Origin of the sequence: Desulfobulbus oligotrophicus, assembly GCF_016446285.1 — a bacterium.
GTDB classification, from domain to species: Bacteria; Desulfobacterota; Desulfobulbia; order Desulfobulbales; family Desulfobulbaceae; genus Desulfobulbus; species Desulfobulbus oligotrophicus.
In genome coordinates, this window is sequence record NZ_CP054140.1 from 578,606 (window position 1) to 604,606 (window position 26,001).

General features: G+C 54.5%; 29 protein-coding genes, 1 tRNA gene and 1 pseudogene. 13 read left to right on the forward strand and 18 right to left on the reverse strand.

The annotated features are described in order from the left end of the window. Positions 1–433 precede the first annotated feature (433 nt). The 15 genes from pgsA to argB all read right to left on the reverse strand — a co-directional run bounded on the left by pgsA (position 434) and on the right by argB (position 13,581). Positions 434–1,006 carry a CDP-diacylglycerol--glycerol-3-phosphate 3-phosphatidyltransferase gene (gene pgsA, locus HP555_RS02615; protein WP_199263665.1) on the reverse strand — a complete coding sequence of 191 codons (573 nt, stop codon included), beginning with the start codon at positions 1,004–1,006 and terminating at the stop codon, positions 434–436. Further along, positions 1,003–1,704 carry a lytic transglycosylase domain-containing protein gene (locus HP555_RS02620; RefSeq protein WP_233249231.1) on the reverse strand — a complete coding sequence of 234 codons (702 nt, stop codon included), beginning with the start codon at positions 1,702–1,704 and terminating at the stop codon, positions 1,003–1,005. Before HP555_RS02620 ends, pgsA begins: the two co-directional genes overlap by 4 nt. Before the next feature lie 48 nt (positions 1,705–1,752). Continuing rightward, positions 1,753–2,397 carry a fructose-6-phosphate aldolase gene (gene fsa / locus HP555_RS02625; RefSeq protein WP_199263666.1) on the reverse strand — a complete coding sequence of 215 codons (645 nt, stop codon included), beginning with the start codon at positions 2,395–2,397 and terminating at the stop codon, positions 1,753–1,755. Then, a complete protein-coding gene (locus HP555_RS02630; RefSeq protein WP_199263667.1) occupies positions 2,394–2,660 on the reverse strand; it encodes a YHS domain-containing protein in 267 nt (88 codons plus the stop codon). Before HP555_RS02630 ends, fsa begins: the two co-directional genes overlap by 4 nt. A 125-nt stretch (positions 2,661–2,785) precedes the next feature. Beyond that, positions 2,786–3,358: a 2-amino-4-hydroxy-6-hydroxymethyldihydropteridine diphosphokinase gene (folK, locus tag HP555_RS02635; RefSeq protein WP_199263668.1), complete on the reverse strand. Its 573-nt coding sequence runs from the start codon at positions 3,356–3,358 to the stop codon at positions 2,786–2,788. Between the two features lie 30 nt (positions 3,359–3,388). Continuing rightward, positions 3,389–4,201, reverse strand: coding sequence for a 4-hydroxy-tetrahydrodipicolinate reductase (dapB, locus tag HP555_RS02640; RefSeq protein ID WP_199263669.1), 813 nt, complete (start codon positions 4,199–4,201; stop codon positions 3,389–3,391). A gap of 21 nt (positions 4,202–4,222) precedes the next feature. Then, positions 4,223–5,104 (reverse strand): 4-hydroxy-tetrahydrodipicolinate synthase, encoded by an 882-nt coding sequence (gene dapA / locus HP555_RS02645; RefSeq protein ID WP_199263670.1) that lies wholly within the window; start codon positions 5,102–5,104, stop codon positions 4,223–4,225. Positions 5,105–5,198: 94 nt separating this feature from the next. Then, positions 5,199–6,035 (reverse strand): diaminopimelate epimerase, encoded by an 837-nt coding sequence (gene dapF, locus HP555_RS02650; protein WP_199263671.1) that lies wholly within the window; start codon positions 6,033–6,035, stop codon positions 5,199–5,201. Positions 6,036–6,070: 35 nt separating this feature from the next. Continuing rightward, positions 6,071–7,135, reverse strand: coding sequence for a fibronectin type III domain-containing protein (locus HP555_RS02655; protein ID WP_199263672.1), 1,065 nt, complete (start codon positions 7,133–7,135; stop codon positions 6,071–6,073). Next, complete coding sequence (argH, locus tag HP555_RS02660) at positions 7,132–8,538, reverse strand: argininosuccinate lyase (RefSeq protein ID WP_199263673.1); 1,407 nt, start codon at positions 8,536–8,538, stop codon at positions 7,132–7,134. Before argH ends, HP555_RS02655 begins: the two co-directional genes overlap by 4 nt. Further along, entirely contained in the window at positions 8,535–9,734 is a 1,200-nt protein-coding gene (locus tag HP555_RS02665) for an argininosuccinate synthase (protein WP_199263674.1), read from the reverse strand. The genes argH and HP555_RS02665 overlap by 4 nt, the downstream gene beginning before the upstream one ends. Before the next feature lie 47 nt (positions 9,735–9,781). After that, on the reverse strand, positions 9,782–10,702 hold the full coding sequence (argF, locus tag HP555_RS02670; RefSeq protein ID WP_199263675.1) for an ornithine carbamoyltransferase: 921 nt from the start codon (positions 10,700–10,702) through the stop codon (positions 9,782–9,784). Positions 10,703–10,880: 178 nt separating this feature from the next. Further along, the gene (locus tag HP555_RS02675; RefSeq protein WP_233249232.1) at positions 10,881–11,468 is read right to left on the reverse strand and encodes a manganese efflux pump MntP; all 588 of its coding nucleotides are present in this window, start codon (positions 11,466–11,468) and stop codon (positions 10,881–10,883) included. 32 nt (positions 11,469–11,500) lie between these two features. Continuing rightward, positions 11,501–12,697: an acetylornithine transaminase gene (locus tag HP555_RS02680; RefSeq protein WP_199263676.1), complete on the reverse strand. Its 1,197-nt coding sequence runs from the start codon at positions 12,695–12,697 to the stop codon at positions 11,501–11,503. Beyond that, the gene (argB, locus tag HP555_RS02685; protein WP_199263677.1) at positions 12,694–13,581 is read right to left on the reverse strand and encodes an acetylglutamate kinase; all 888 of its coding nucleotides are present in this window, start codon (positions 13,579–13,581) and stop codon (positions 12,694–12,696) included. The genes HP555_RS02680 and argB overlap by 4 nt, the downstream gene beginning before the upstream one ends. 237 nt (positions 13,582–13,818) lie before the next feature. Here argB and lptA point away from each other — a divergent pair, with 237 nt between their 5' ends. From lptA to HP555_RS02705, 4 genes are read left to right on the forward strand one after another with little or no spacing between them, the layout of a single operon-like run. Beyond that, positions 13,819–14,358: a lipopolysaccharide transport periplasmic protein LptA gene (lptA, locus tag HP555_RS02690; protein ID WP_199263678.1), complete on the forward strand. Its 540-nt coding sequence runs from the start codon at positions 13,819–13,821 to the stop codon at positions 14,356–14,358. Beyond that, complete coding sequence (gene lptB, locus HP555_RS02695) at positions 14,358–15,089, forward strand: LPS export ABC transporter ATP-binding protein (protein ID WP_199263679.1); 732 nt, start codon at positions 14,358–14,360, stop codon at positions 15,087–15,089. The genes lptA and lptB overlap by 1 nt, the downstream gene beginning before the upstream one ends. A gap of 21 nt (positions 15,090–15,110) precedes the next feature. After that, positions 15,111–16,562 (forward strand): RNA polymerase factor sigma-54, encoded by a 1,452-nt coding sequence (gene rpoN, locus HP555_RS02700; RefSeq protein WP_199263680.1) that lies wholly within the window; start codon positions 15,111–15,113, stop codon positions 16,560–16,562. Further along, positions 16,559–17,023, forward strand: a complete 465-nt coding sequence (locus tag HP555_RS02705; RefSeq protein WP_199263681.1) for a PTS sugar transporter subunit IIA — start codon at positions 16,559–16,561, stop codon at positions 17,021–17,023. Before rpoN ends, HP555_RS02705 begins: the two co-directional genes overlap by 4 nt. Before the next feature lie 28 nt (positions 17,024–17,051). Here HP555_RS02705 and HP555_RS02710 read toward each other — a convergent pair whose 3' ends face one another. Together HP555_RS02710 and HP555_RS02715 are read right to left on the reverse strand one after the other, a co-directional pair. Continuing rightward, positions 17,052–18,401 carry a class II 3-deoxy-7-phosphoheptulonate synthase gene (locus HP555_RS02710; protein WP_199263682.1) on the reverse strand — a complete coding sequence of 450 codons (1,350 nt, stop codon included), beginning with the start codon at positions 18,399–18,401 and terminating at the stop codon, positions 17,052–17,054. A gap of 5 nt (positions 18,402–18,406) precedes the next feature. Continuing rightward, positions 18,407–19,039 (reverse strand): type I restriction enzyme HsdR N-terminal domain-containing protein, encoded by a 633-nt coding sequence (locus tag HP555_RS02715; protein WP_199263683.1) that lies wholly within the window; start codon positions 19,037–19,039, stop codon positions 18,407–18,409. Positions 19,040–19,352: 313 nt separating this feature from the next. Here HP555_RS02715 and HP555_RS02720 point away from each other — a divergent pair, with 313 nt between their 5' ends. Both HP555_RS02720 and HP555_RS02725 read left to right on the forward strand, forming a co-directional pair. Further along, positions 19,353–20,291, forward strand: a complete 939-nt coding sequence (locus HP555_RS02720) for a 50S ribosomal protein L11 methyltransferase (protein ID WP_199263684.1) — start codon at positions 19,353–19,355, stop codon at positions 20,289–20,291. Between the two features lie 295 nt (positions 20,292–20,586). Further along, a tRNA-Asn gene (locus HP555_RS02725) sits at positions 20,587–20,662 on the forward strand. Between the two features lie 328 nt (positions 20,663–20,990). Here the strand turns inward: HP555_RS02725 and HP555_RS14430 are convergent. Then, positions 20,991–21,206, reverse strand: a pseudogene (locus HP555_RS14430) (IS4 family transposase); the annotation flags it as partial. 571 nt (positions 21,207–21,777) lie between these two features. On the opposite strand from HP555_RS14430, the gene atpD reads away from it, so the two are divergent. The 7 genes from atpD to HP555_RS02765 are packed head-to-tail and all read left to right on the forward strand — an operon-like array spanning position 21,778 to position 25,990. After that, on the forward strand, positions 21,778–23,163 hold the full coding sequence (gene atpD / locus HP555_RS02735) for a F0F1 ATP synthase subunit beta (protein ID WP_199263685.1): 1,386 nt from the start codon (positions 21,778–21,780) through the stop codon (positions 23,161–23,163). Next, positions 23,160–23,579 (forward strand): F0F1 ATP synthase subunit epsilon, encoded by a 420-nt coding sequence (locus tag HP555_RS02740; protein ID WP_199263686.1) that lies wholly within the window; start codon positions 23,160–23,162, stop codon positions 23,577–23,579. The genes atpD and HP555_RS02740 overlap by 4 nt, the downstream gene beginning before the upstream one ends. After that, positions 23,572–23,916 carry an AtpZ/AtpI family protein gene (locus tag HP555_RS02745; RefSeq protein WP_199263687.1) on the forward strand — a complete coding sequence of 115 codons (345 nt, stop codon included), beginning with the start codon at positions 23,572–23,574 and terminating at the stop codon, positions 23,914–23,916. The genes HP555_RS02740 and HP555_RS02745 overlap by 8 nt, the downstream gene beginning before the upstream one ends. Then, positions 23,913–24,218, forward strand: a complete 306-nt coding sequence (locus HP555_RS02750; protein ID WP_199263688.1) for an ATP synthase subunit I — start codon at positions 23,913–23,915, stop codon at positions 24,216–24,218. Before HP555_RS02745 ends, HP555_RS02750 begins: the two co-directional genes overlap by 4 nt. Next, positions 24,215–24,940 (forward strand): F0F1 ATP synthase subunit A, encoded by a 726-nt coding sequence (locus HP555_RS02755; protein ID WP_199263689.1) that lies wholly within the window; start codon positions 24,215–24,217, stop codon positions 24,938–24,940. The genes HP555_RS02750 and HP555_RS02755 overlap by 4 nt, the downstream gene beginning before the upstream one ends. Next, entirely contained in the window at positions 24,927–25,205 is a 279-nt protein-coding gene (locus tag HP555_RS02760; protein WP_199263690.1) for a F0F1 ATP synthase subunit C, read from the forward strand. The genes HP555_RS02755 and HP555_RS02760 overlap by 14 nt, the downstream gene beginning before the upstream one ends. Positions 25,206–25,207: 2 nt before the next feature. Beyond that, a complete protein-coding gene (locus HP555_RS02765; protein ID WP_199263691.1) occupies positions 25,208–25,990 on the forward strand; it encodes a F0F1 ATP synthase subunit delta in 783 nt (260 codons plus the stop codon). Positions 25,991–26,001: the final 11 nt, after the last annotated feature.

Below are 26,001 nucleotides of genomic sequence, written 5' to 3' on the forward strand. Positions count from 1 at the left end.
CATATGTTCCCTGTATTATGACGACCGTCTGCATATATTGGCAGAAACATCCTGTTCGAAAGGCAACAACAAGGAACCAATCCTTATTGATCAATCTTTACTGTCCTAAGTATCATTAGGCATCTAAAACACCTTCTTTGTCAAGGTTTGAAGTCTGTTTTTTCTATCTTCTTGCCAGGACCGTCAAACAACAAACTGCTCTCCGCTGGTCTGCCCAACCCAGGTGATGTTAAATTGTCCAGATACGTTACGGAAAACACCTGCACCGTATGCAAACAGGTCATAGAAGAGCACTCTTCACACAGATCCTGCATCAGGTGAGGACTCGACATACATGAAAACTTAATTTAAAAACACCAGCCTGGTTACACGATACCGGGTGGCAAAGTGCGGAACGGATGTGAAACTCGGTCGCAAAAACGAATAAAGCGTTTTACTGCACCTCGACAAGAAAAATTTTTCGCAACTTATAGAAGTAATCGATCCCGGACCAGACGGTAAGAACCAGCGCAAAGTACATAACGATCAACCCTATCTCGTGAAGGTTTTTAATGAAAAGAATATCCGGAGGAAAAATCAAGATCCCAAGACCAATATACTGGAGTGTTGATTTCCATTTACCGAGACTGCTTGCACTCACAACAATTCCGGATGAAGAGGCTACTCCACGCAGTCCGGTTACAATGATTTCACGACAGAGGATAATAAGTGCCAGCCAGGCAGGCAGTTTACCGTCCGCAACCAGCATAACTAATGCTGTTGTGACCAGTACCTTGTCCGCCAGGGGGTCCATCAGTTGACCGAGCACTGTCACTGCTTTATACTTTCGCGCAAAATATCCATCGATCCAGTCTGATCCGGCAGCAATGGAAAAAACCAGCCAGGCAATCAACCCTATGGTATTGGTTTGCTCTTGCAGCAATAGGAAGGCCAGACAGCCGGAAAGTATAAATCGGCCGCCGGTTATTACATTGGGAAGGTTAATTATTTTGGAGAAACGCCTCAATTGACGGTCACCATTTGTCTGACATTGATATTTGAGGGCAAAGAAGGCTTACTGTTACGATAGGAGTGGTACGTTTCAAGCACCTTCGCGACATAATTTTGTGTTTCAGGAATTCGCGGGACAACTCCGTATGGTGCAACTCTACCTGGTCCGGCATTGTAAGCAGCAAGACTTAATTCCACATTTCCTTTAAAATTGTCAAGGAGATATCGAAGATATCTGGTCCCGCCGATAATGTTCTGATAGGGATCAAACGGATCACTGACAGCCATGTCTCTGGCAGTCCCGGGCATGAGCTGCATCAATCCCTGCGCACCTTTTGGCGACAGTGCGTTCGGATCAAAGTTTGATTCAGCCTGTATGACGGCCTTGATCAGCAAAGGGTCCACCTGATGATGTGCGCCGGCAAGCTGGATGTAACGTTCAATGGTTTGCGGGGCGCTTCTGAACGTGTAGCCGCCGTTACGAAACTGTCCCCTGCCTCTGTTCATGGTTATATTCGGTGAAAGAGCGCTGTTCGAACGGCGTATTATCGTTTTAACCAGCTGATTTTCCGGGGAACCGATACGCCTGCTCGTTCGCGTATTTAATTTATATCGGCCATCTCCCGGAACATTCGTGTAATGACAGATACCCCTGGCATCGACGTAGGCATACATGCCTGCTTCTGCTGGTATCGATAGAGCGATTACAAGCATGAAGACTCCGGCGAAAATAAAACGAGGCCGCATGATACTTTTCACGTCCTATTGTTTGCGTTTTTCCCAATCAGCAAGAAACTGTTTCATGCCGATATCCGTTAACGGATGTTTTGCCAGTTGAGCAATAACTTTGTACGGAATTGTAGCAATATCCGCCCCGAGAAGGGCCGATTCAACCACATGCATCGGGTGACGCACTGAAGCAACGATGACCTCGGTGGCAAATCCGTAATTTCTCAAGATCGTCATTATATCGGATATTAAATCAAGACCGTTTACCGAAATATCATCCAGTCTGCCGACAAAAGGGCTGACATAGGCTGCACCGGCCTTTGCGGCCAGCAAAGCCTGTGATGCGGAAAAAACCAGGGTGACATTGGTCTTGATCCCCTCTGAAAAGAGCTGCTTGACCGCCTTTAAACCTTCCTCAATCATGGGAATCTTGATGACGATATTGTCAGCAATTTTCACCAGCTCACGGGCCTCGGCGACCATCCCGTCCGCATCAAGACTCACAACCTCGGCACTCACCGGACCATCAACCAGCGTACAGATCTCTTGAAGTATCAAGATAAACGGCCGGGGTTCTTTTGCAATAAGCGAGGGATTGGTGGTTACACCATCGACCATGCCCAGGGCTAAGCCCTTTTTAATTTCATCAATATTGGCTGTATCTATAAAAAATTTCATGACTCTCCTTGTGTCGTTTTTTCGACGAATTGATCACAGCATTCTTCACTGCAAAAATAATAGGTCACACCGTTTTTCCGCAGGCGAAGTGCCTGATGCTTCGGAATCAACAGATGACAGACAGGATCTTCAACTAAAACATCCTGGGGGCGAGGATCGTTGTCCGGGATCGAAGGAGTCTGTTTCTTCTTCCTGTGACCACGGATCAGATACCACGCGGCATAACAGACAAGGGCAAGAATCAAAAAGCGTATAGCTATCATCTGTATAAAACGTCCTCACCCAGAATAGGTGCGCAAAGCCCACCTGTTTTTATTAACCTGCCATCATTATATAGGCAGTGAGGCAAATGTCTAATTGAATTTCCAGTCCTATCCCTTTTCCCTACCTATAGGCTCCTCTCAAAAACACCCGTCTGCCAACAGTGCGGTCTGATCTCCTGTTGCGGTTTTCTCCGGCGCAGATCGTCCAGGAGCATCTGCATTGTTTTTCCATGCTGTGGATGAACAAACCCGGCAGCCACTTCCACCAGGGGCACCATGACAAACAGACGATCCGTCATCCGGGGGTGAGGGACCGTAAGTTCTTCGTCACAGATCACAGCATCATCATACAGCAAGAGGTCCAGATCGAGTGTACGATCATCATGCCCATTTCGTACGGATGTACGCCTTCGGCCGTACCGCTGTTCAATGTCGTGGAGAAGGCGCAGCAGGAGATGCGGGCGCAGAGAGGTTTGAATAAGTCCGACGGCATTGATGAACCAGTGTGGGCTGGTCATATCTACCGGCTGACTGCAGTACGGAGAAGAAAGTGCAACTGGAAAAAGACAGGGGTGCGATTGAATATCCAGCCACGTTTTTTGAAGAGTTTCCCGACGATTCTCCAGGTTAGCCCCCAATCCGATAACAACGTTATGGGCACCATTATGAGTGGAAGTATCCGGGTGAGTATGGCTCACAGAAAAAGCAACGGAAAGATTCCGACTCTTCTAGAATGTATGAAGACCAAGGACATCAAACATGGTGTAGAGTCCCTTTGGCTGGCTCACCACCCAATGAGCGGCCAACACTGCACCACGGGCAAAGTTATCGCGGTTTGTCGCCCTGTGGGTGATCTCCAACCGCTCGCCCATCCCGGCAAAATAGACGGTATGTTCACCAACGATGTCGCCACCTCGAATTGTTTGAATGCCGATCTCACGGTCGCTTCGTTCACCGATGATCCCGTTACGCTCCATGACGCCCACCTCAGCCAAATCCCTGCCCAGCGCCGTCGCCGCCATCTGCCCCAGCTTCAAAGCAGTACCCGAGGGTGCGTCTTTTTTCAGGCGATGATGAGCTTCGACAATCTCGACATCGTAGGCATCGCCAAGAACGCCTGCCGCCTTCTCTACCAGTTTAAAAAGCACATTAACGCCTACAGCCATATTCGGTGACTGGACACAGGGAAAATGCCCTTCTGCCAACGTCCTGACAGTTGTCAGCTCCTCCGACGTAAGGCCGGTTGTGCCTATGACCATCGCGGTGCCGCTCTCTGCCGCCCGACGGGCAAACTGCACCGTTACCGCATGAAAGGTAAAATCAATGAGCACGTCAGCCCGATCAAGAACCGAATCCACTCCTTCGGTAATCTTGACACCAATTTCACCTAACCCGCTGATCGCTCCCACATCCTTACCGATCGCACCACTGCCTGATTGCTCAAAAGCACCGGACAATACAAGTTCCGGATGATTGTGCACCATGTGAACAATACGTTGTCCCATACGTCCGGCAGCACCGGCCACAACGACTCGAATCATACTTCTTCCTCCTGATGGCAATTAAAGCAGACCAAGATCAACCATATCTTTTTTCAACCGGTCGATACTGGGCCGATCCATTTGGGTCATGGGCAGACGCACCTCGGCTGAGGCGATTTTCCCCAGCATTTCCAGCGCTTTTTTGGCCGGTGCCGGACTCGGATAGCAAAACATGGCCCCCATGAGTGAAAAAAGTTGATAGTGCATTTTCTTTGCTGTTGTTAGATCACCCCGGGACGCAGCCTCGATCATAGCCGCTGTCTTGGTCGGCTCCACATTAGAAACCACCGAGATCACACCCTTACCGCCGATCAGCACAGTCGGCATCGCTGTAAAGTCGTCTCCGGAAAGCACGATGAAGTCCTCTGGGCACAGCTGTATAATTTCACTGACCTGGCTCAAATTACCACAGGCCTCCTTGATGCCGATCACGTTCGGTAAAGCTGCCAGACGGGCAACCGTTGCCGGCAGCATGTTGGTGACAGTCCTTCCCGGAACGTTGTAGAGCACCATGGGGATATCAACCGCCTCAAGTATTGCCTTGAAATGCTGATACAATCCCTCCTGACTAGGCTTGTTGTAATAGGGGACCACAGAGAGCACGGCATCAGCACCGCTTTTCTTTGCCGATTCGGTCAACTCGATTGCTTCCAGCGTGTTGTTCGCACCTGTCCCGGCAACGACCGCAACCCGACCTTTCACCGTCTGTGCAGTCAGCTCGATAACCCGTTTATGTTCTTCAAAACTTAAGGTGGCGGACTCACCCGTTGTTCCACAGGGAACAAGTCCATGGATACCGCCTGCTATCTGAAACTCAATCAGATCAACAAGCCCCTGCTCATCAACCTGCCCGTTACGCATAGGCGTGACCAGTGCGGTGAAGGCACCTTCAAATCGTTTCATTGTCTCCTCCTTATAATTCGCCTGTCATGCAAGATACGGTCAGATCTCTGCTCTCAGCAGCAAAACAGCCTTCTTAACGTCGGCACTTCCGTATTCAAACAAAGGCTTCAGCTGTAATTTCACCTTTATACACGATATGAGCCGGGCCTCGGAGCAGGACTGCCGCGGCCTTCGTCTCATCCTGGTCAAGCAACTGCACCGTCAGTGCAACGCCACCGGATGTAACCATGTCCACCGGGGAGCTGACCAATCCTTTGGCCGCAGCAATCAGAGCGCCGGCAGCAACACCGGTACCACAGGCCATGGTCTCGTCCTCAACGCCCCGTTCATACGTCCGGATTCGAAACCCGTCTGTCGTCCGGCCGATAAAGTTGACATTCGTCCCGGCAGGGGCAAAGTCAGGGTGATGGCGTATCAGACGTCCCAGACCAACAACATCGACCATATCAATATCATCAGTAAAGAGAACCGCGTGCGGCACACCGGTGTCAACGCTGTGCACCAGAAACCTCTGTCCATCGACCTCAACCTGCCGATCAAAAAGAAAGGAGTGCGGTGGAGTCATGCGGATGGTGACCCGGGTATCGGCTACAGAGGCCTCGACCAGACCGGCCAGGGTCTCAAACCGCATCCGGGCGGCGGCAATTCCCTGCATGTACGCAAAACGGGCAACACACCGTGCTCCGTTGCCGCACATCTCCGCCTCTGAACCATCGGAGTTAAAAAAACGCCAGGAAAAATCGGCTCGTGTTGATGGTTCAACAAGAAACACCCCATCAGCGCCCACGGAAAACTTCCGGCGGCAGAGGAGCCGGGAAAACTCAGCCATCTTTTCCTGAGGGATCAGGGGCTGACGATGATCAATGATAATAAAATCGTTACCTGCTCCATTCATCTTCCAAAATGGAATCGGTAGGGGGAGAGTCTGCATAGCTACATGCCTTTATGATTCGGCTGACGGACTGGTTAGTTACTGATGTATATTTCCCGGGAACGGGGGCTTTCATTCGCCGGATTCTGTGTGTCAAAGCTGGAGATCGAATAAAAGAGCGGTGCAGCCGGTACCTGGGTGTCCGTAAAAATATTCAGAGGCAGAAGCGCTTCACCAATCAACGTTGGTGCGCTTTGGCTGGCTGTTCGCCGGTACAAACGATATCCGGCCAAATCACCGCTCTCAACGTGCTCCCAGAAGAGTTTGACCCCTGCAGCTGTTCGCAGGCCCTCAAATGAACCTGGAACCGGGGGCGCGGTCCGGTCCACTGGTCTCACCTGTACGGCTTCACTCAGGCCGCTGCGCATCATTCCCTGTGTATAAAGAGTAACCGCTTGGATCTGATACGTATACGCCTTACCATTTTCAACAGCCTCGTCTGTATACCTGCCGGCAGCAACAGGCTCGCCGAGTGCCTGCGCCTTCCCACCCTCCACTGCCCGGTAAATCTGGTAGCGGATTGTCGCATCTTTCTGTCCAGCCTCTTCACTGCGGACAACCGGCTGCCATTGCAATGTGTTGCTGCCGTCACCGGCCGCAACCGTCAGACCCTGCGGGACTGCGGGCGGCGTCTGCCAAAGAAAAGACACTTCATTGGAATCCTGAGATTCGGTCCACCACCCGGTTTTGCTGCGTACCATAAATACGTACATATACCCGGGCCGAAGATCTTTGACCTCGTATGTGACTGTACGACTGCCTTCAGGCGGTACAAGCCCGCCGGGAAGAACAATCCGGGTCGTATACGGAACAGGACAGGTCGGACAGTAGGACTGCACCGGTATCTCAGCCCGGTACAGTTCAAACCCGTCGATCTTATCAAGGTCACGACCCGCCACAGACTGATCCGGATATCCCCAGGAGAACGTGGCACCCTGATCATCGACTTCCACCTGAAGATCCTGGATGGCCCTGGGCACAGCATGTTGAGGCGGTATGGGTTTATCCTTATACCCGCAGGCCATCAGCAGTACCATGGGCACCCAGACAACCAACGCACGGATCACATATTGCGGCCAACAGTGCCCGCATCTTTTCATGGCGTTATCCCCAGTGCATTCTCAACGCTGTGCAGCGCCTCTTCCACTCTGACCCGGCTTGTTCCCCCGTCACTCTGGCGAGAGTGCACAGACCCGTCAACGGAAAGGATATCGAACACGTCCGGCTCAATCAACCCGGAAAACTCCTGCAGCTCTGCAAGGGGCAACTCTGTCAGCTCACATCCCCGTTCCTGACACAGGGCAACAATACGACCGACCACGCCATGCGCCTGACGAAACGGCATATTCCGGCGCACCAGGTAATCAGCCAGATCAGTAGCCGTCATAAAACCGCCAACAGTGGCTTCTTGCAGACGCTGTACATTAAACTGAGTATTCTCAAGAAGTTCTGTGGTTATGGCCAGGCTGGACTTCACCGTGTCCAGGGCATCGAAGACCTGTTCTTTATCTTCCTGAAGATCCCGATTATAGGTCAACGGCAACCCTTTCACCGTCATCAGCAGGGCGACAAGCGCACCTGTAACCCGACCGGTTTTACCTCGGATCAGTTCAGGAATATCAGGATTTTTTTTCTGCGGCATGATTGAAGAGCCGGTGCAGTAGCGATCACCGATACGGATAAAGTCAAACTCTTTGGATGACCATAAAACCAGCTCTTCGGACAGACGACTGAGGTGCAGCTGTATCAGATTGAGGCAGAACAATACCTCCAGGGCAAAATCGCGATCACCGGTGGTATCCATTGAGTTGGCCGTGATGGCTGAAAACCCCAGTTCTTCGGCCACTGACTGGCGGTCAATGGGCAAACCTGTCCCGGCCATGGCGGCCGCGCCCAGCGGCATGATATTGATCCGCACACGGCAGTCGGCCAGACGCTGCCGATCACGCTGAAACATTTCCACATAGGCCAGCAGATGGTGGGAAAGCAGTACCGGCTGAGCACGCTGAAGGTGGGTATAGCCGGGCATGACTGCACCGAGATACTTCCGGGCCTGACGGGCAAAAGCCTTTTGGGTCTCGCAGAGCAGCTCATCCAGAACATCGACCTCGTCGCGCAGGTAGAGTCGAAAATCCAGATTAACCTGATCATTACGGCTGCGGGCGGTGTGCAGTTTCGCACCGGCCGGACCGATCCTGGCGGTCAGAGCACTTTCAATATTCATGTGCACGTCTTCAAGCTCAGGTTTGAAGACAAACTCACCGCGATCAATCTCCCCTTCGATCTCGCTCAATCCCTGAAGAATGGCATCACGCTCCTCATCACTGATCAACCCCTGACGGGCCAGCATGCGGGCATGCGCCTTGGAGCCCATAATATCATGGTGATACAGACGAGAATCATAATGAATCGAGGCACTGAACTCTTCGACAGACGCAGCGGTGGTATCGGCAAAACGCCCACCCCACATCTTCCCGGATGGTGAAGTTGAATGTGTACTCATCTCTTCTGCTGATGGGCCTGAATACGTAAACGTAAACTGTTTAAACGAATAAACCCGGTGGCATCGGCCTGATTGTACACCTCATCCTCCTCAAAGGTGGCAAAGGATTCCGAGTACAACGAGTTTGCTGATTTTCGTCCGACCGGCGTACAGTTCCCCTTGTACAGCTTGAGGCGAACCGTTCCGCTGACCGTGGTCTGGGTATCATCCATGGTACGCTGCAACAGCTGCATTTCAGGGGAGAACCAGAAGCCGTTGTAGATCAGCTGCGAGTATCTCGGTATCAGACTGTCACGAATCGCCATGACCTCACGATCCAGGGTGATGGTCTCCAGATCGCGATGAGCAGCCCGTAAAATAGTGCCGCCTGGGGTTTCATACACACCGCGGGACTTCATGCCGACAAAGCGATTTTCCACCATATCCAGCCGGCCGATACCGTTATCGCCACCCAAACTGTTGAGTCTGGTCATCAGCGCCACCGGCCCTAAGCGCTCACCATCAATAGCCACGGGGGTTCCCTGCTCAAAATCGATTTCAACGTAGGTCGGTGTGTCCGGTGCCCTTTCCGGCGACACGGTCAATTTAAACATCTCCTCGTCTGGTTCGTTCCACGGGTCCTCAAGAAGTCCCCCTTCAAAACTGATATGGAGCAGATTTTCATCTGAACTGTAGGGGTTTTTCTTGGTGACAGGAATCGGGATATCGTGTTCCCGGGCAAAGGCGACCAGCTTTTGTCGTGAGTTGAGATCCCAGATACGCCATGGGGCGATAATGGTCAGCCCGGGGTTAAGAGCCAGATAGCTTAATTCAAAACGGACCTGATCATTGCCCTTTCCCGTGGCTCCGTGGCTGACCGCATCCGCCCCCTCCTCGGCAGCTATGCGCACCTGTTCTTTGGCAATCAACGGCCGGGCCAGTGAAGTCCCCAGCAGATACGATCCCTCGTAGATGGCATTGGCGCGGAAAGCGGGAAAGATATAATCCCGGACAAACTCTTCACGCAGATCAGCAACAACAACCTTTTCAGCTCCGGTGGCCAGGCCTTTGGCACGAACAGCGTCCCAGTCCTCTTTCTGACCGATGTCAGCGGCGTAGGCGATGACCGGACAGCTGTACTCATTGGCCAGCCATTTTAAAATAACCGAGGTGTCCAACCCGCCGGAGTAGGCAAGTACAATTTTTTTCGTTGTCATACTATGGCTCTATCACTGCCCCATGGGGACTAAAATTTCAGTTAACATCAACGGGCGGTGAGCATGAAATGCTCTAAAAGCGCTGCATGAATATGCATTTTGTTTTCCGCCTGATCAAACACCACACTTTGTGAACCTTCCAAAACGTCATCGGTAATTTCCTCGCCGCGATGGGCGGGCAGACAGTGCAGGACAATGGCATCTTCGGCAGCCTTTGCCAGCAGATCTGCATCCAGCTGGAAATTCCGGAACACTTCCTGTCGCTCTTCCTGCTCGTCCTCCTGGCCCATTGATGCCCAGACATCAACATTCACGACCTCAGCATTGGCAATTGCCTCTACCGGATCGTTGCACACGATAATCGGTGACGAACTGCGCTCACGAGCCTGTGCCAGAATCCGGGCATCGGGTTCAAAACCAACCGGGCAGGCAAGGGCCAGAGGAAAACCGAACACCGATGCCGCCTCAATCCAGGAGTTGGCCATATTGTTGCCGTCACCGATCCAGGCGGCTTTAGTCTGCTCCAGGGTTCCCTTGTATTCAAGCACCGTCATCAGGTCGCTGAGCACCTGACAGGGATGATGCAGATCGGTGAGTGCGTTGATGACCGGTACTGTAGCATACCGGGCCAACTCCTCCACCACCTCCTGGCCGAAGGTACGCACGACAATTGCATCCACATACCGGGACAGCACCCGGGCCGTATCTTTCAGCGGTTCACCACGGCCCAGCTGCGATTCCTTGGCAGACATAAAGATCACCTGTCCGCCAAGCCCATACATGGCCGCCTCAAACGAAACCCTTGTCCGGGTGGAGGGTTTTTCAAAGAGCAGACAGATGGCGCGGCCGGCAAGCTGCTGGTGACGGATACCCTGCCCCCGCTCCTTCTTTAAAGTCCGGGAACGATCAATGATAGACTGCAGATCTTTTTGAGAAAAATCGGCTAACGACAGAAGATGGTTGTTCATGAAAGTAAGCTATCCTCTACATCCAGTGCCGCCAAGGCACCTCTTCCAGGTCCGCACAGATTATACGGACCGTATTTTACAGAGAAAGAGTTAACTGATACAAAAAAACAGCGGGTTTGCAAAGGTATTTTAGGGGAAACCATGCACCCCCTGTGTACGTGCTCAAAAACAGGGATCGCTACAGACTTCCCCCGGCGGAGCTGTCAAAAAAAAGGGCGCAGACAAGGATCTTAACACCAATGCCGATCAAAATGGCTCCACCGGTGACCTCGGCCTGTTTGCCCCAACGTTGACCAACCCTGGTCCCGAAACAAAGACCCATAACTGTAAAACCACAGGCCACCAGCCCAATGACCAGCGCCGGGAACCAGATCGTAACCTTGAGCATCGCCAGACTCAGGCCCACTGCCAAGGCATCGATACTGGTCGCGACAGAGAGCATAACCATGGTTGTGCCGCGGCTCGGATCTCTCTGTTTTTTCGTGTCCCTTCCCGCAGTGATCGCCTCTCGTATCATCCGTACACCGATGAACAGAAGAAGCCCAAAGGCGACCCAGTGACTCCAGGCAACCGTGAATGCCTGCAAGGTTTGCCCGGCCGACCAGCCGATCACCGGCATCATGGCCTGAAAGAGGCCGAAGTGAAAGGCCAGTCGGAAACATGGCCGGAAGGTCAGGGGACAAAGTACAGCACCTGCAGCAAGGGCAACTGCAAAGGCGTCCATGGCAAGGGCCATGGCAATGCCCAGCAAAGAGAAAGCATCCACGGATCAACAGAAACAGCACCACATATTGAGGGTCAGCTGAACTGATCAAAAACAGATCTCAGCTTGCCGACCAGTTGATCGATCTCTTCCTTACTGACAATCAACGGCGGCACAAACCGAAGCACCCGGTTGCCGGCAAAGTTGATCAGGGCCCCCTGTTCAAACATCTGAGCCACAATGGCCGCCCCCTGTTCAATGCCCTGTTCGGTGAGAACCAGGCCCAGAAGCAGGCCGGCTCCCCGTACACCACCGGCAAGATGAGGGTACTGCTCTGCCAGGGCTTCAAGCCGGGTAACAAAGTAACGGCTCTTCTCCTGCACTGAATCAAGAAATCCATCGCTCAACAAAACCGTCAACACCTCCACTGCGGCAGCCGCTGCCACCGGATTACCGCCAAAGGTGGAGGCGTGCGAACCCACGGTCAGGGACGCTGCTATCTTGTCTGTTGTCAGCATGGCCCCGATGGGCAGTCCGTTCCCCAGTGCTTTGGCCAGCGTCATGATGTCCGGTGTAACGCCGAGCTGCTCATGGGCAAACAGGGTGCCGGTCCGCCCGAGGCCGGTCTGAACCTCATCAAAGATGAGCAGCAGACCATGCTGATCACAGATACTGCGGATAGCTCGCAGGTATTCGGGGTCCAACGGCCTGACGCCGCTCTCACCCTGGAGAGGTTCACACAGGATGGCACAGGTGCGTGGAGAGATCAGTTTTTCAATGGCCTGCGGGTCGCCGAATTCAGCGTGAATAAAACCTTGCGGCAGGGGTTCAAACCCCTGATGGAACTTAGGCTGGCCAGTGGCGGCAACAGTGGCCAGGGTTCGGCCATGAAAGGAACCGGCAAGGGCGATGATCTCGTAGCGGCCCTGACTGCTATGAATCCGCGCCAGTTTGATGGCTGCCTCATTGGCCTCGGCACCGCTGTTGCACATAAAGACCCGATCGGCAAAACTGTTCGCCACTAAAAGTTCTGCCAGCTCGATCTGCGGCGGGGTATGAAACAGGTTGGACACATGGACCAGTGTTCCTGCCTGACGGCAGATTGCCTCGGTAACCTTGGGATGACAATGTCCCAGCGAACACACGGCAATGCCGGCAAGAAAATCAAGATACTCTTTCCCGTCCGCATCCCAGAGACGGCAACCGCTTCCCCTGACCATTGCCGCCGGGAACCGGTTGTATGTCCCTATAAATGCATCCTCACTCCGCTTAATCCACTCCGCATTCTTCATGCCACCAACTCCGTACCTATGCCTTTTCTCGTAAAAATTTCCAGCAGAATCGCATGCTCCTGCCGGCCATCAATAATATGTGCCTTGGCCACACCGCCATCCAGCGCCGACTTGCAACAGTTGACCTTGGGTATCATTCCGCCCCTGATCACTCCGGCTGCAATCAGATCATCAATCTGCTCCCGGTAGATTGTGGAAATCAGTTCACCACTGCTGTTTTTGACCCCTTCGACATCGGTCAGCAGCATCAGCTTAACGGCATTCATTTCAGCGGCAATGGCTCCTGCAACCAGATCTGCATTGATGTTGAATGCCTGCCCATCCTCCCCAACCCCGACCGGTGCAATAACCGGAATGAAATCCTGCCTGTCAAGGGCAGCAAGAATTTCAGGATTGACTGCGGTGACCTCCCCGACCCGCCCCAAATCGATCAGTTCCGGTGGCTGATCACCGGCCGCCGGTTTGCCGTGCAGAGTCATCTTCCGTGCCTGGACCAGATCACCATCACGGCCGGACAGGCCGACAGCCTTGCCGCCGCAGTGATTGATCAGACCGACGATCTCCTTGTTCACCTTGCCCACCAAAACCATCTCGACCACATCCATGGTTTCGCCGTCAGTCACCCGCATTCCCTGTACATAACTGGGGGTCACCTGCATCTTCTCCAGAAACAGATTGATCTGCGGGCCACCACCATGCACAATAATCGGATTGATGCCGATATACTTCATCAGGATAACATCAAGGGCAAAATTACGTTTGAGCGTCTCATCAATCATGGCGTGACCGCCATACTTAATGACCACGGTTTTCTCTCTGAACTCCCGGATATACGGCAGAGATTCGACCAACACCTTGGCTTTGGCAATTTCGTCTCGTATCATCGTTTGTCGCTGACCGCTACAGCCTCCAGATCTTCTTTATATGTTCACAATATCAGAATATTACTCTACTCCTGCTGCTGTAGACTGTAAACCAATCTATCCCTCTCCAGGGAAAAAAACAGGCCTTCATGGTCCGGCCTTTACATTTTCCCTGGAAGTAAGTAGTATCCGCAGACTTGCAAAAACTAAACCTAAACCGTATCGTCCAGTATTTTTGTACATGACCAAGGGTCAGTTATGAAACACCTCGCCGCTGCACTTCGAATAGCTCTCTGCTGCGTTATCATGATTTTCTGTGGCGGCACTGTCTCCTCTTTTGCCGCTGAAGAGGCAGCCGTCCCCATCAGTATCGAAGCAAACCGCATGGTCTCCCAGGAGAACAAAAACTCGGTTGTTTTTATCGGCAAGGTTGACGCCCGTCAGGGTAATCTCATTATTCACTCCGACGAGATGACCGTTTATTACACCGAACAAAAAGACGAACAGACGACAGGTACGGACAGTCGATTCACCAATCAGGTGGACCGGCTGATCTGCATCAACAATGTCAAGATCAGTGAGGGCGACTGGCTTGGAACCGGTGACCGGATGGACTATTTTGCCAAGGATCGCAAGGTCGTACTGAGCGGCAATGCCAAAGCCTGGCAGGGGCAGAACATGGTCTCCGGCAAAACCATTGTCTACTATCTTGATGAAAAACGTTCAGTGGTCGAACCGGGGACAGACGCCAAAGGCAGAGTCCGGGCCGTTATCCATCCGGAATCAAAGAAAAAGTAATGCAGAGCACTTCGATACTCGAAACCCGGGATCTCGTCAAAAAATATCGGGATCGGCGGGTGGTTGACCGGGTCAACCTGCAGGTCCGCAGCTCATCCGTGGTCGGCCTGCTCGGCCCGAACGGTGCAGGCAAAACCACCACCTTCTATTCCATCGTCGGCTTTATCCGACCGACCAGCGGCGCCATACTCCTTGACGAGGAAGATATAACCGCGCTCCCGATCCACAAACGTGCCTCGCACGGTATCACCTACCTGGCGCAGGAGCCTTCGGTGTTCAAGAAGCTGACCGTTGAGGAGAATATCCGTATTGTCCTGGAACCGTTGGGATTGCCGCGAAATGAGATCAATAACCGAATCAGCGAACTGATGGCTGAACTGAAGCTGGAATACCTGGCCGGCAACAAAGGGCATGCCCTTTCAGGTGGAGAACGACGCCGGGTGGAGATCATGCGGGCCCTGGCAACACGACCACGATTTATCCTCCTGGACGAACCCTTTGCCGGGGTGGATCCGCTGTCCGTGGTTGATCTGCAGAAAATCATCCGCGAACTGAAACAAAAGGGTCTGGGAATCCTGATCTCTGATCACAACGTCCGTGAAACATTGCAAGTCTGTGACTCAGCCTATATCATGAATAACGGCCAGATCCTGACCAGCGGCAGAGCTGATGAAATTATCCAGAGTGCTGTCGCCAGAAAAATGTATCTTGGTGATCATTTCACCATGTAGGCACCATCCGGTCTCTTAGTTATGGCGCTCGAACTCAGACAGAATCTCAAGCTTGCACAAAAACTGGTCATGACGCCGCAACTGCGCCAAGCCATCAGGCTGTTGCAGCTTGGCCGTCTCGAACTGACCGAAGCCCTCCATGCAGAACTCGAACAAAACCCCATGCTGGAAGAGGTACCGAGCCTGCTGGAACAGCCTGTCAATCCCGAAGCGCTCAATGCCGAAGAAAATCCCTACCAGGCCGAGACTGCTTTCACTGACCGGGTAAAAGGAGATGACCCGGCCACTGTTGCTGAAATAAACTGGAACGACTATGTCAACTCGTTTGATTCCGATCTTTCATTTTCGCGAGAGACGCCACCCGCCGATGCCCCCTCTCAGTTTGATTTTATCTCCACCACCCCGGATTTAACAGCCTATCTCCAGTGGCAACTGACCCATCTTGATCTCACGGAACAAGACATCCTTCTCACCACCTTCATCGTCTGCAACCTCAATGAACACGGTTTTCTGGAGGCCACCATTGAAGATATCCGTGCGTACGGCCAATGCACCGCTGAGGAGGCTGAGGGGGCACTGCGCCTTGTGCAGAGCCTGGAGCCTGCAGGGGTAGGCGCCATGGATATCCGTGAATCTCTGCTCCTGCAACTTGACCGCCTTGATTACTATGATACGCTGCCCTATCAGATAGTCGACCAGCACATGCCCCTGCTCGAGACCCAGAATTACGCGAAGCTGGCCCGGGAAGTCGGCACAACGCAGAAAAAGATTCTTGAGGCCATCGCCGTTATCCAGGAGCTGACACCCTACCCCGGCAATGAGTTCAGCAACCGGCAGATCAACTACGTGATTCCAGATGTCTATGTGTACAAAATCGACGGCGAATTTGTGATCCAGCTCAATGACGAAGGTCTGCCGCAGCTCCAGCTTTCAGAAGAGTACCTGAAACTGCTCAAACAGCGAAGCACCGGCCTGAGTGCGGAATCAAAGAGCTATCTGCGCGAAAACAAGCGTAATGCGGAATGGTTTATAAAGTCCATCGATCAACGACAAAAAACCATTTATAAGGTCATGGAGAGCCTGCTTAAGTTTCAACGGGACTTCTTCGAGTCCGGGCCGGCCGCCATGAAGCCGTTGATTTTACGTGACGTTGCCGAGGATATCGGCATGCATGAGTCAACCATCAGTCGGGTGACCACCAACAAGTACGTCCACTGTCCGCAGGGAATCTATGAGTTAAAATATTTTTTCAGTACAGCAGTCTCAACCCCGGATGGTGACACGGTGGCTGCAGAAGCCATCAAGACGAGAATTCGCCAACTGATCAACAGCGAGAACCCCGCCAAACCGTTAAGCGACAACAAGATCTCTGAACTGCTGAGCAAAGAAAATATCACCGTTGCCCGGCGCACTGTCGCTAAATACCGGGATCAACTTAAAATACTACCGGTAAAATACCGGAGACAACGATGATGCGTGCAGGCAATGCGATGTACCGGTTGCGGCGTGATGCAATAATTCTCGATATGAAGGCGAACACCAAGGAGGCGGCGCTTCGTGAACTGGCAGGGATAGCTGCCACTCTGGCGGGTCGTTTTACGGAAGAGACATTCTACAACATCCTGCTGGACCGCGAAAATATAGGCTCGACCGGAGTCGGCAACGGTGTTGCCATTCCCCACGGCAAGATTGACAGCCTTGACGAAACACTGGTCTGCTTTGGTCGCAGCCGGGACGGTGTCAACTTTGATGCCATTGACAACCGTCCGGTCCATCTTTTTGTGGTGATTTTTTCTCCAACCCATGAGGGTGAAGAATATCTGCAGACCCTGGCCTCGGTCAGAAGAATGCTCAAACAACCCGGCAGGCGGCAAAAGCTGTTCAACGGTTCCGACCACGACGCCATCATAGACGTATTCACCACCTGGAAATAATGCTCACCGGCTTTAAATTCTCTGTGTATCAGCTGCTGCGAATCATCTCCGCAATCTGAAAGGCCATTTCCAGTGCCTGCTCGGCATTGAGCCGCGGATCGCAGGTGGTCAGATAACGCAGGCCCAGCTGGGCATCGGAAAGCTGTCGCGCTCCGCCGATACACTCTGTCACGTCGTCACCGGTGAGTTCAAAATGCACACCGCCCGGCACCGTACCCTCAACCCAGTTCAACTCGAAAAAGCAGCGTAACTCCGACAAGATATTGTCGAAATCCCGGGTCTTGTGGCCGGACTCGGCTTTAAAGGTGTTGGCATGCATCGGATCACAGGTCCAGAGCACATGGTAACCGGATTTTTTGACTGCTCTGAGAAGCGGCGGCAGGTACTTGTCGATGACCTTATAGCCGAATCGGGTAATAAGCGTGATCCGGCCGGGTTCATTCTCTGGATTTAACCGTTCAACAATGGCGAGGATATTATCGATATCATGGCTGGGACCGACCTTTATGCCGATCGGATTACGTACCCCTCGCAAAAACTCCACATGGGCTCCATCCAGCTGCCGGGTCCGATCGCCGATCCACAACATATGTGCAGAACAGTCGTACCACCCGCCAGCCACCGAGTCTTCCCGTGTCAACGCCTGTTCGTAGCCGAGAAACAACGCCTCATGGGAGGTGAAAAACTGGGCCTCCTTCAACTGAGGGATATCCGTGGAAATGCCGATGGTCTCCATGAATTTGAGGGCATTGCTGATCTGTTTGGCCATACGTTCGTACGACCGTCCCATGGGTGACTGTCTGACAAATTCCTGATTCCAGGCCTGAACCCGGTGCAGCGAACTGAAACCGCCACGGGTAAAGGCACGCAGCAGGTTCATGGTCGCGGCTGACAGATGATACCCTTTCATCAGGCGATCAGGATCCGGGATACGGGCCTCCAGAATGGGATCTGCCGAGTTGGCCATATCACCGCGATAACTCGGAATCTCAAGGCCATTGATATTCTCCGTATCACTGGAGCGCGGTTTGGCATACTGGCCGGCAATACGACCGACCTTGACCACGGGTTTGTTGCCGGCATAGGTGAGGATGACCGCCATCTGCAACAGTACTTTAAGGGTCTCGCGAATATTCGGCGCTGTACAGCGGGAAAACTCTTCAGAGCAGTCACCGCCTTGCAGCAAAAAGGCCTCTCCCCTGACAGCTTTGGCCAGCACTGCTTTCAGGTCTCTGATTTCACCGGCAAAAACCAGCGGCGGCAGCAGGGACAGGGTTTGAATGATCTCGTCATATCGCTCCTTATCCGGCCAGTTCGGTTGCTGCAGGGCCGGGAATTTATGCCAACTCAACTTGTTCCAGTTTTGTGTCTCTGCCATGATCATTATCTTTCTTTAGGGTTTTTTACGTAGTCAACCGGTGGGTTGGCATCATTTTTTTTTACGGGTGTGGAGCTGTCTGTCGGGCAACGACTGCCGAGACAGCAGATATCCAGATCAAAAACGTTGAGGATACGCAGGGCCTGTTCACGCCGTTTAGGGTCGGCAAACGGTTCAAACGCATATGCATAGAACAGTTGTTCCGCCTCTTTTCGATCGGGGATACAGTCAAGACCTGCAGCCACGACCGTGCCGTGTTTTGTTTCCAGCAATTCGGCGTCCCTTCCGTTGGTGACCACGGCCAGGGGTATCCGATAATCCGGTTCAAGAATTCGAGCTGCGGCAATAGCCGCCTTCTCTCTGGTCACCAGGGAGCCGGGTCCATAACGGAGAATAAACAATCGCCGGCCATGTATGCTGACAGCCAGCTCGATGCGTGTCTGTACCTGATTGTTGTTGAAACAGGAATGAATAACCAGTCGCGGCTCAAGCTCCTCCCGTTTGTAGCCCAGATCCTCCACTAGCCGCCTGGCGAGTTGCTGGCGGATGCGCTCATCATCGGTATCCGGTAACACCTCGCCGGTCAGATAGTCGATCAGATCGCCATAGACGATATGATGTCCGGTGGTATCTATCATAGCGGTACTGGAAAGCCAACCGACGGACTTCAAGGAACCGGAAAAACGGTGAGCCGGCTACTGTACCATTGATCATCAATATTTCGGCTGGCAGCATGGATCGGTCAACAGTACAATCAGACCTTGCAGATAATCGTGGATCATTTATTTTGTCAATCTACATTTGACGAGAACCTGCAACAGCATCTTCTTCAATGGACAGACAGTAACCATCAAATCCTGGAACGCTCATCTTACTGTAAAATTCCAGGTCTGCATACACTGTTTATCCCCGTTATTTCCCACATCACTCTTGCTTAAATATACTTTTGCCATGCACCCTACTGACAATCCACCAACTGCAACCCGCTGGCTACAGGTTTCATTGCTCTGTCCCCTGCTTCTTATAGACCCTGCCACAGACTTACTGGGTATACTGAGCGGATCCGGGGTCGAGCAGAGTCCGGAGACCGAAGCCGGAGCAACGATCAGCGGTTTTTTTCAACTCACAGCCACAGACAACGGACAGGAACTGGAAGAGGCTGTTAAGAGTATCCGTACCCTGGTTGAAGATGAAATGACCGCGCTCTTCTCTCTCTATGGTCTTATCCCCAACCAGATGCACCTCACCGTCCTGGCTGATCAGGATTGGGCCACCAGCTGGCAACAGTACTTCAAACCCTTTGCGGTTATTCCCGGGCTCGTCATCAAACCATCCTGGGAAGACTATCAACCAGAACCCGATGAATCCGTTATTGAGATGGACCCGGGCATGGCCTTCGGCACCGGGCAACATGCCTCAACCTGTATGGCTCTTGATCTTCTCAAAAACAGCATGGAGGCCATTCGCCCCTGGTCCGTGCTTGATGTCGGCACGGGCACCGGTATTTTAGCCATGGCCGTCGCCCTCTTCGGAGCCGGGAACATCATTGCCATTGACAACGATCTGGAGGCCGTCACCGTTGCTAAAAATAACGTTGCCCATAACCGGTTATCCGCAGCCATTACAGTGAACAGCACCTCTCTCGAACGGATTTCCGGCCCCTTTCAACTGATCTGTGCCAACATTATCCATGACGTGCTTGTCAGCATGGCGGAACAGTTCACCCGGTTGACAGAACCAGGGGCACACCTTGTCTTGGCGGGGCTGCTCAGCGGTGAGCAGGAGGACAGTATCAAAGCTGTTTACAGTGCCCTTGGCTGGCAGCTGCTGGATCATCGTCACCGGGATGAGTGGGCTGCATTACAGCTGGTCCGTCTGGAAAAACCATAATTTTTCCATTAGCCTTTTCCTGAAACAAACGAAGGCTGCAGGCGTTGCACGTCGTGTCAGGTGGCGGACAGCCGTGTGCTGACCTTGATGATCAGCTGTACGCTCCCAAACCCGCCCTTTATACTGTGTACCCTGTACCCCCGGTTTTTCCTGACCTGTCTGCCGTTTAACCACCGCACAGCACTACAGATCCATCCACAACTTTTTCTTGACGCACTGAAGTCTCTATGCTAAAAGCCCTATCTGTAAACGGGTGCACGTACAGCGTCCATCCGTTGCACCGTACGCACCTCATTCCTCGGTAGCTCAGTCGGTAGAGCAGGTGGCTGTTAACCACCCTGTCGGCGGTTCGAGTCCGTCCCGGGGAGCCAGAAATAACCCGCTGCACATAAGCGGTTCTTCTTAAATACAAAACCCCGTGGGTAATCCCCTCGGGGTTTTGTTGTTTTCAGCCCGCCAGGCCGACTTCCACCCGTCCGCCTGCTCTCCAGCTTCTCTATTTTTCATTCCCCTATTGCCCGTTGTTCACGTCTCCTATGGTGTCAACTCAAATCCGATACCTCGAAGATGCTGAATAGTTACTAACTGTTTACCTGTAATTTTTTGTATGCGAAATCACTGCTGACTCATAGATTTTGCAATAACAAAAACTACGTATAAGTAAATGGCAGATTCTGGTCAGGCGCTTTGAAAGGGCTGATTAAGTTGGAGCAAACGCAGCATCTGCTGCAGTAATGCGTCCAGTTTGGTCTTGAATTTCAAAAAAGCAAAGAGTAAGTAAACACTCAGGGCGATCCAGGTTTGAGTCATCACCGCATTGTATACTATTCCAGGAAAAGTTTTAATTTTGAGGGTGCCCCTTATCCCTTTGAAAAAGAATTCGATCCACCAACGCTCTTTGTACAGCTCGGAAATGGTCTGTGCATCCAGATGTCCTGCGTTGGTGACAAACGAGAGTTCCTTGCCGGTTTCAGGATCCTGAATAGACCAGGCGAAACGGATCTGGTCGGCAGTGCCCCCTTTGCCGGCAATTACCCCAATCGAAAGGGCCTGTATCCCGAAGACTCTCGTAAAAGGTCAGCTGTGCAACATCATGCACAGGTCCAGGTCAGAGAACGACGTGACCTTCCGCTCGCCCGAACAACGGACGACGATCCTTCTGAAGGTGTGGAGCGGCGGATGCTCCATGACCACAGCGAAAATCAACTTGCCTTCGTCCATCCGATGCACCCACGATGGCTCTCTTCGCAGGGTTGCAAGCCGGGGTATCGCCGTCCAGGTCGGTGACCGGCAAAATCATTGAAAAGTGGTTCCGAATCACTGGCTTGCAGACAGGTGGCGCGAAGAGGTCGAGACTCTGCTGTCGTCTCCATCCTGCGAAGGCGTTGCCGACAGGGTCGTGTGCCGTGTTCCGGACACGCACGATGCCGGGGGGCTTGTAGAAGAACCGCAGCTGCGGCTGCTGTCACCAGGAGGTGAGCACGCAATGAATACCGATCACGACCATTCCCAGGGCACCGTGCTGTCGGTACGTGGCAGCGTGGTGGATGCCCATTTCCCTGGCGGCCTTCCGGAGTTCCATAGCGAACTGCACGTGGGGACAGACCGCGAGGTCGTGGTCGAAGTGGTTGGTCATGTTGATACGGAAACCATCCGCGGTATCGCCCTTAACCCGACCGCCGGGCTGGCTCGGGGCACGCCGATCTACGATTCGGGCCACCCGCTGCGGGTGCCGGTGGGCGAACGGATGCTGGGCCGTGTGGTCAACGTGTTCGGCAATGCGATCGACGCCGGTGAGGACCTGCATGGCGGTGAGTGGCGTCCGCTCTACGGGCAGCCGGTATCGCTCGTCGACCAGGGCGCCACCTCGGAAATCTTCGTCACCGGAATCAAGGCCATCGATCTCCTGACCCCGCTCGCGCGCGGCGGCAAGGCGGGTCTGTTCGGCGGTGCCGGGGTGGGCAAGACAGTGCTGATCACCGAGCTGATCAACAACGTTGCCGGACGCCATGGCGGAGTCACGGTGTTCTGCGGCATCGGCGAACGCTCGCGCGAGGCCGAAGAGATGGTGCGCGACGTGGAGGCGGCCGGCGTGCGCGATAACACCGTGCTGATGTTCGGACAGATGAACGAGCCGCCGGGCGCACGCTTCCGGATCGGCCACGCGGCGCTGACCGTGGCCGAGTACTTTCGTGACGACGCCCGCCGGGACGTACTGCTGCTGATCGACAACGTGTTCCGTTTCATCCAGGCCGGCTCCGAGGTCTCCGGTCTGCTGGGTCGGCTGCCCTCACGCATGGGCTATCAGCCCACCCTGGGCACCGAGCTGGCCGAGCTGCAAGAGCGCATCTGCACCACCAGGGGCGCAGCGATCACTTCGGTGCAGGCTGTGTACGTGCCGGCGGATGATTTCACCGACCCGGCCATCACACACACCTTCGGTCACCTGTCGGCGCTGATCGTACTCTCACGCGAGCGCGCAAGCCAGGGCTTCTATCCGGCCGTGGACCCGCTACGCTCGGAGTCGAAGATGCTGACCCCGTCGATGGTGGGCGAGCGCCACTACGAGGTGGCGCGCAAGGTCCGCGAGACCCAGGCCGCCTACGACGAACTCAAGGACGTGATCGCCATGCTCGGGCTGGAGGAACTGTCACGCGACGACCAGCGACGTGTGCACAGAGCGCGGCGGCTGGAGCGGTTCCTGACCCAGCCATTCTTCACCACCGGGCAGTTCACCGGCATGGGCGGCGCCATGGTGGAGCTGGAGGACACGCTGGACGGCTGCGAGCGTATCCTCAACGACGAGTTCTCCGGCTATCCCGAGCAGGCGCTGTACATGATCGGCACAGTCGATGAGGCGAAGAAGCCATGAGCACGGAGGGTAGTTCAATGACCATGCGGATCAAGGTCATCGTGCCCTCGGGCGTGCTGGCAGAGCAGCAGGCCGCAAAACTGGTGGCTGAGGCGAGTGACGGATCGTTCTGCCTGCTGCCGCGTCATGTCGACTTTGTGGCAGTGCTGGTCCCAGGCATTCTCACCCTGACCTCTGCAGACGGTGAAGAGACCTTTTTCGCGGTGGACGAAGGCCTGCTGGTCAAGCACGGCACAGACGTCCGGGTGTCCACCTGGAACGCCCTGCAGGGCAAATTGGGCGAGCTGCAGCAGGCGGTGCTGGCGCAGTTCCGCGAACAGGGCGAACAGGAGCAGCAGGCTCGTCACGCCCTGGACCGGCTGGAGACCAGTCTGGTGCAGCAGGTCCTGGACTGGGACGGGCGCAGACATGCCTGAACGCGATCCCATACCGCCGAATGAGCCGTTGCGCGGACTGGACGAGGAGATCGGTGCCAGGGAAGCGCGCAAGGTTCGGATGCGCAGCCGCCGCGACCGCACCCTCTGGCACGGCCTGGGGGCGGCCGGCATCGTTGGCTGGTCTGTGACCGTGCCGACCGTGGCCGGGACATTTTTGGGACTGTGGATCGACCGCCGCTGGCCGGGCGATCTCTCGTGGACCCTGGCACTGCTGCTGGGCGGGGTCGCACTGGGTTGCCTCAATGCGTGGTATTGGGTCAATCAGGAGTCAAGGATGATCGAGAAGGACGAAGCAGAACAGGAGGCCGACCAATGAACACCGCGCTTCTCCTGCTGTTGGCACTGGTGGCCGGGCTCGGCCTGGGCCTGCTCTATTTCGGCGGCCTGTGGTTGACTGTACAGCGGCTGGCACGCACACGCAACCCGACGCTGCTGTTTGCACTGAGCTTCGTGCTACGCACGGCGCTGGTGGTGACGGGCATGTACCTGGTGATGGACGGCAGCTGGCAGCGCCTGCTGGTATGCCTGGCCGGCTTCATTATCGTGCGCCAGGTGATGCTGTCGCGACTGCGGCCCGACTGCTTCCCGCAGGCGCCGTGCAAAGGAGTGGAACCATGACCATCACGCCTGATGCCATCGTCTACTGGCAGTTCGGTCCATTTGCAATCAGCGCCACTTTAGTGTTCACCTGGGTGGTGATGGCGCTTTTGGCCGGTGGCTCGTGGCTGATTACGTGCAGACTGACGGGCGGGACTTCGGTGTCGCGCGGACAGCTGCTGCTGGAGATCGTGCTCGATGGCATCCGCGGGCAGATCCGCGGCGTGGTCGACGTCGACGCAGACCGCTACCTGCCCTTTATCGGCACGCTGTTCCTGTTCATCGTGACGTCCAATGTCCTGGTCGTAGTACCAGGGTTCCAGGCACCCACCGGCTCGCTCTCGACCACCACGGCGCTGGCGCTGTGCGTGTTCGTGGCGGTGCCTGTCTTCGGCACTATGTCCCAGGGCCTGCGTGGCTACCTGAAGACGTACCTGCAGCCAACCTGGCTCATGCTGCCGTTCAACATCCTCTCAGAACTGACGCGGACGATCTCGCTGTCGATCCGCCTGTTCGGCAACATGATGAGCGGTACCATGATCGCAGCGGTGGCGCTGGCGATCGCGCCGCTGTTCTTTCCGGTCATCATGAGTGTTCTCGGCCTGCTGATCGGCGTGATCCAGGCCTACATCTTTTCGGTCCTGGCGCTGGTCTACATCGTCTCGGCCACACGTGCCCACGAGGAGCAACTCGGCGGGCCACACAACGACAACAAAGGAGGAAGTACCCGTGGAGAGCCTTGAGCTGATCGGCATGATCTCAATCATCATGGCGGGAGCCACTGTCGGCATCGGTGCCCCGATCACCGCTATCGGCGAGGGCTGGGCGGTCTCACGTGCGATGGGCGCGCTGGCCCAGCAACCCGATGCCGCACCGGTGATTTCGCGCACGCTGTTCATCGGCCTGGCAATGACCGAGTCGTCGGCGATCTACTGTTTTGTCGTGTCAATGATCCTGATCTTCGCCAACCCGTTCTGGAACCACTTTCTGAGCCTTGCGGGAGGCTGAGCATGGCGGTCGACTGGTTCACGCTGGTAGCCCAGGCTATCAACTTTCTGGTCCTGGTATGGCTGCTTAAACGCCTGTTTTACGACCGGATCATCGGTGCCATGGACCAGCGGGAAGCAGGCATCGCCGACCGTCTGGAGGAGGCCGCACGTGAGCGCGAGGTTGCTGCAAAGGAAGCCGAGAAGTACCGCGCCGGCAACTGGGAGTTTGAGCAGCAACGTGAACAGATGCTCGCACGCGCTGCTGATGAGGCCGAAGCGCGGCGCCAGGTGCTGCTGGAGGACGCACGCCGGCAGGCCGCCAAGGTCCAACAGCAGTGGCTCGGGAAGTTGGAACGTGAGCGTGAGGACCTGCTGCAGGACTTTCGCGAACGCGTTGGCCAGGGAGTGTTCACCCTGGCCGGTCAGGGCCTGAAGGAGCTGGCTGACGCGGATCTGGAAGCGCAGATGCTGAAAGTGTTTGCGCAGCGGATCCAGGACCTCGATCCGGAGCAGCGCGAGGCGATCATCGCAACGATCCGCGACTCCAGCGGCGAAGTCGAAGTCAACACCTCCTTCACGCTCAACCAGCAGGGCCGGGACACGCTGACAGCAACCCTGCGCGAGCATCTGGGCAAGGATATCCAGGTGCACTTCGGCACCGACCCGAAACTGATCTGCGGCATCGAACTGCGCGCCCGCTCACACCGCCTGGCCTGGAGCCTGGGCTCCTGGCTGGAAGGACTGGAAGCACGGGTCTTCGAGGCCCTGGACGAGAGCGCCCGGGATCATGCCGCCGACCGCTAAGCCAACGACAG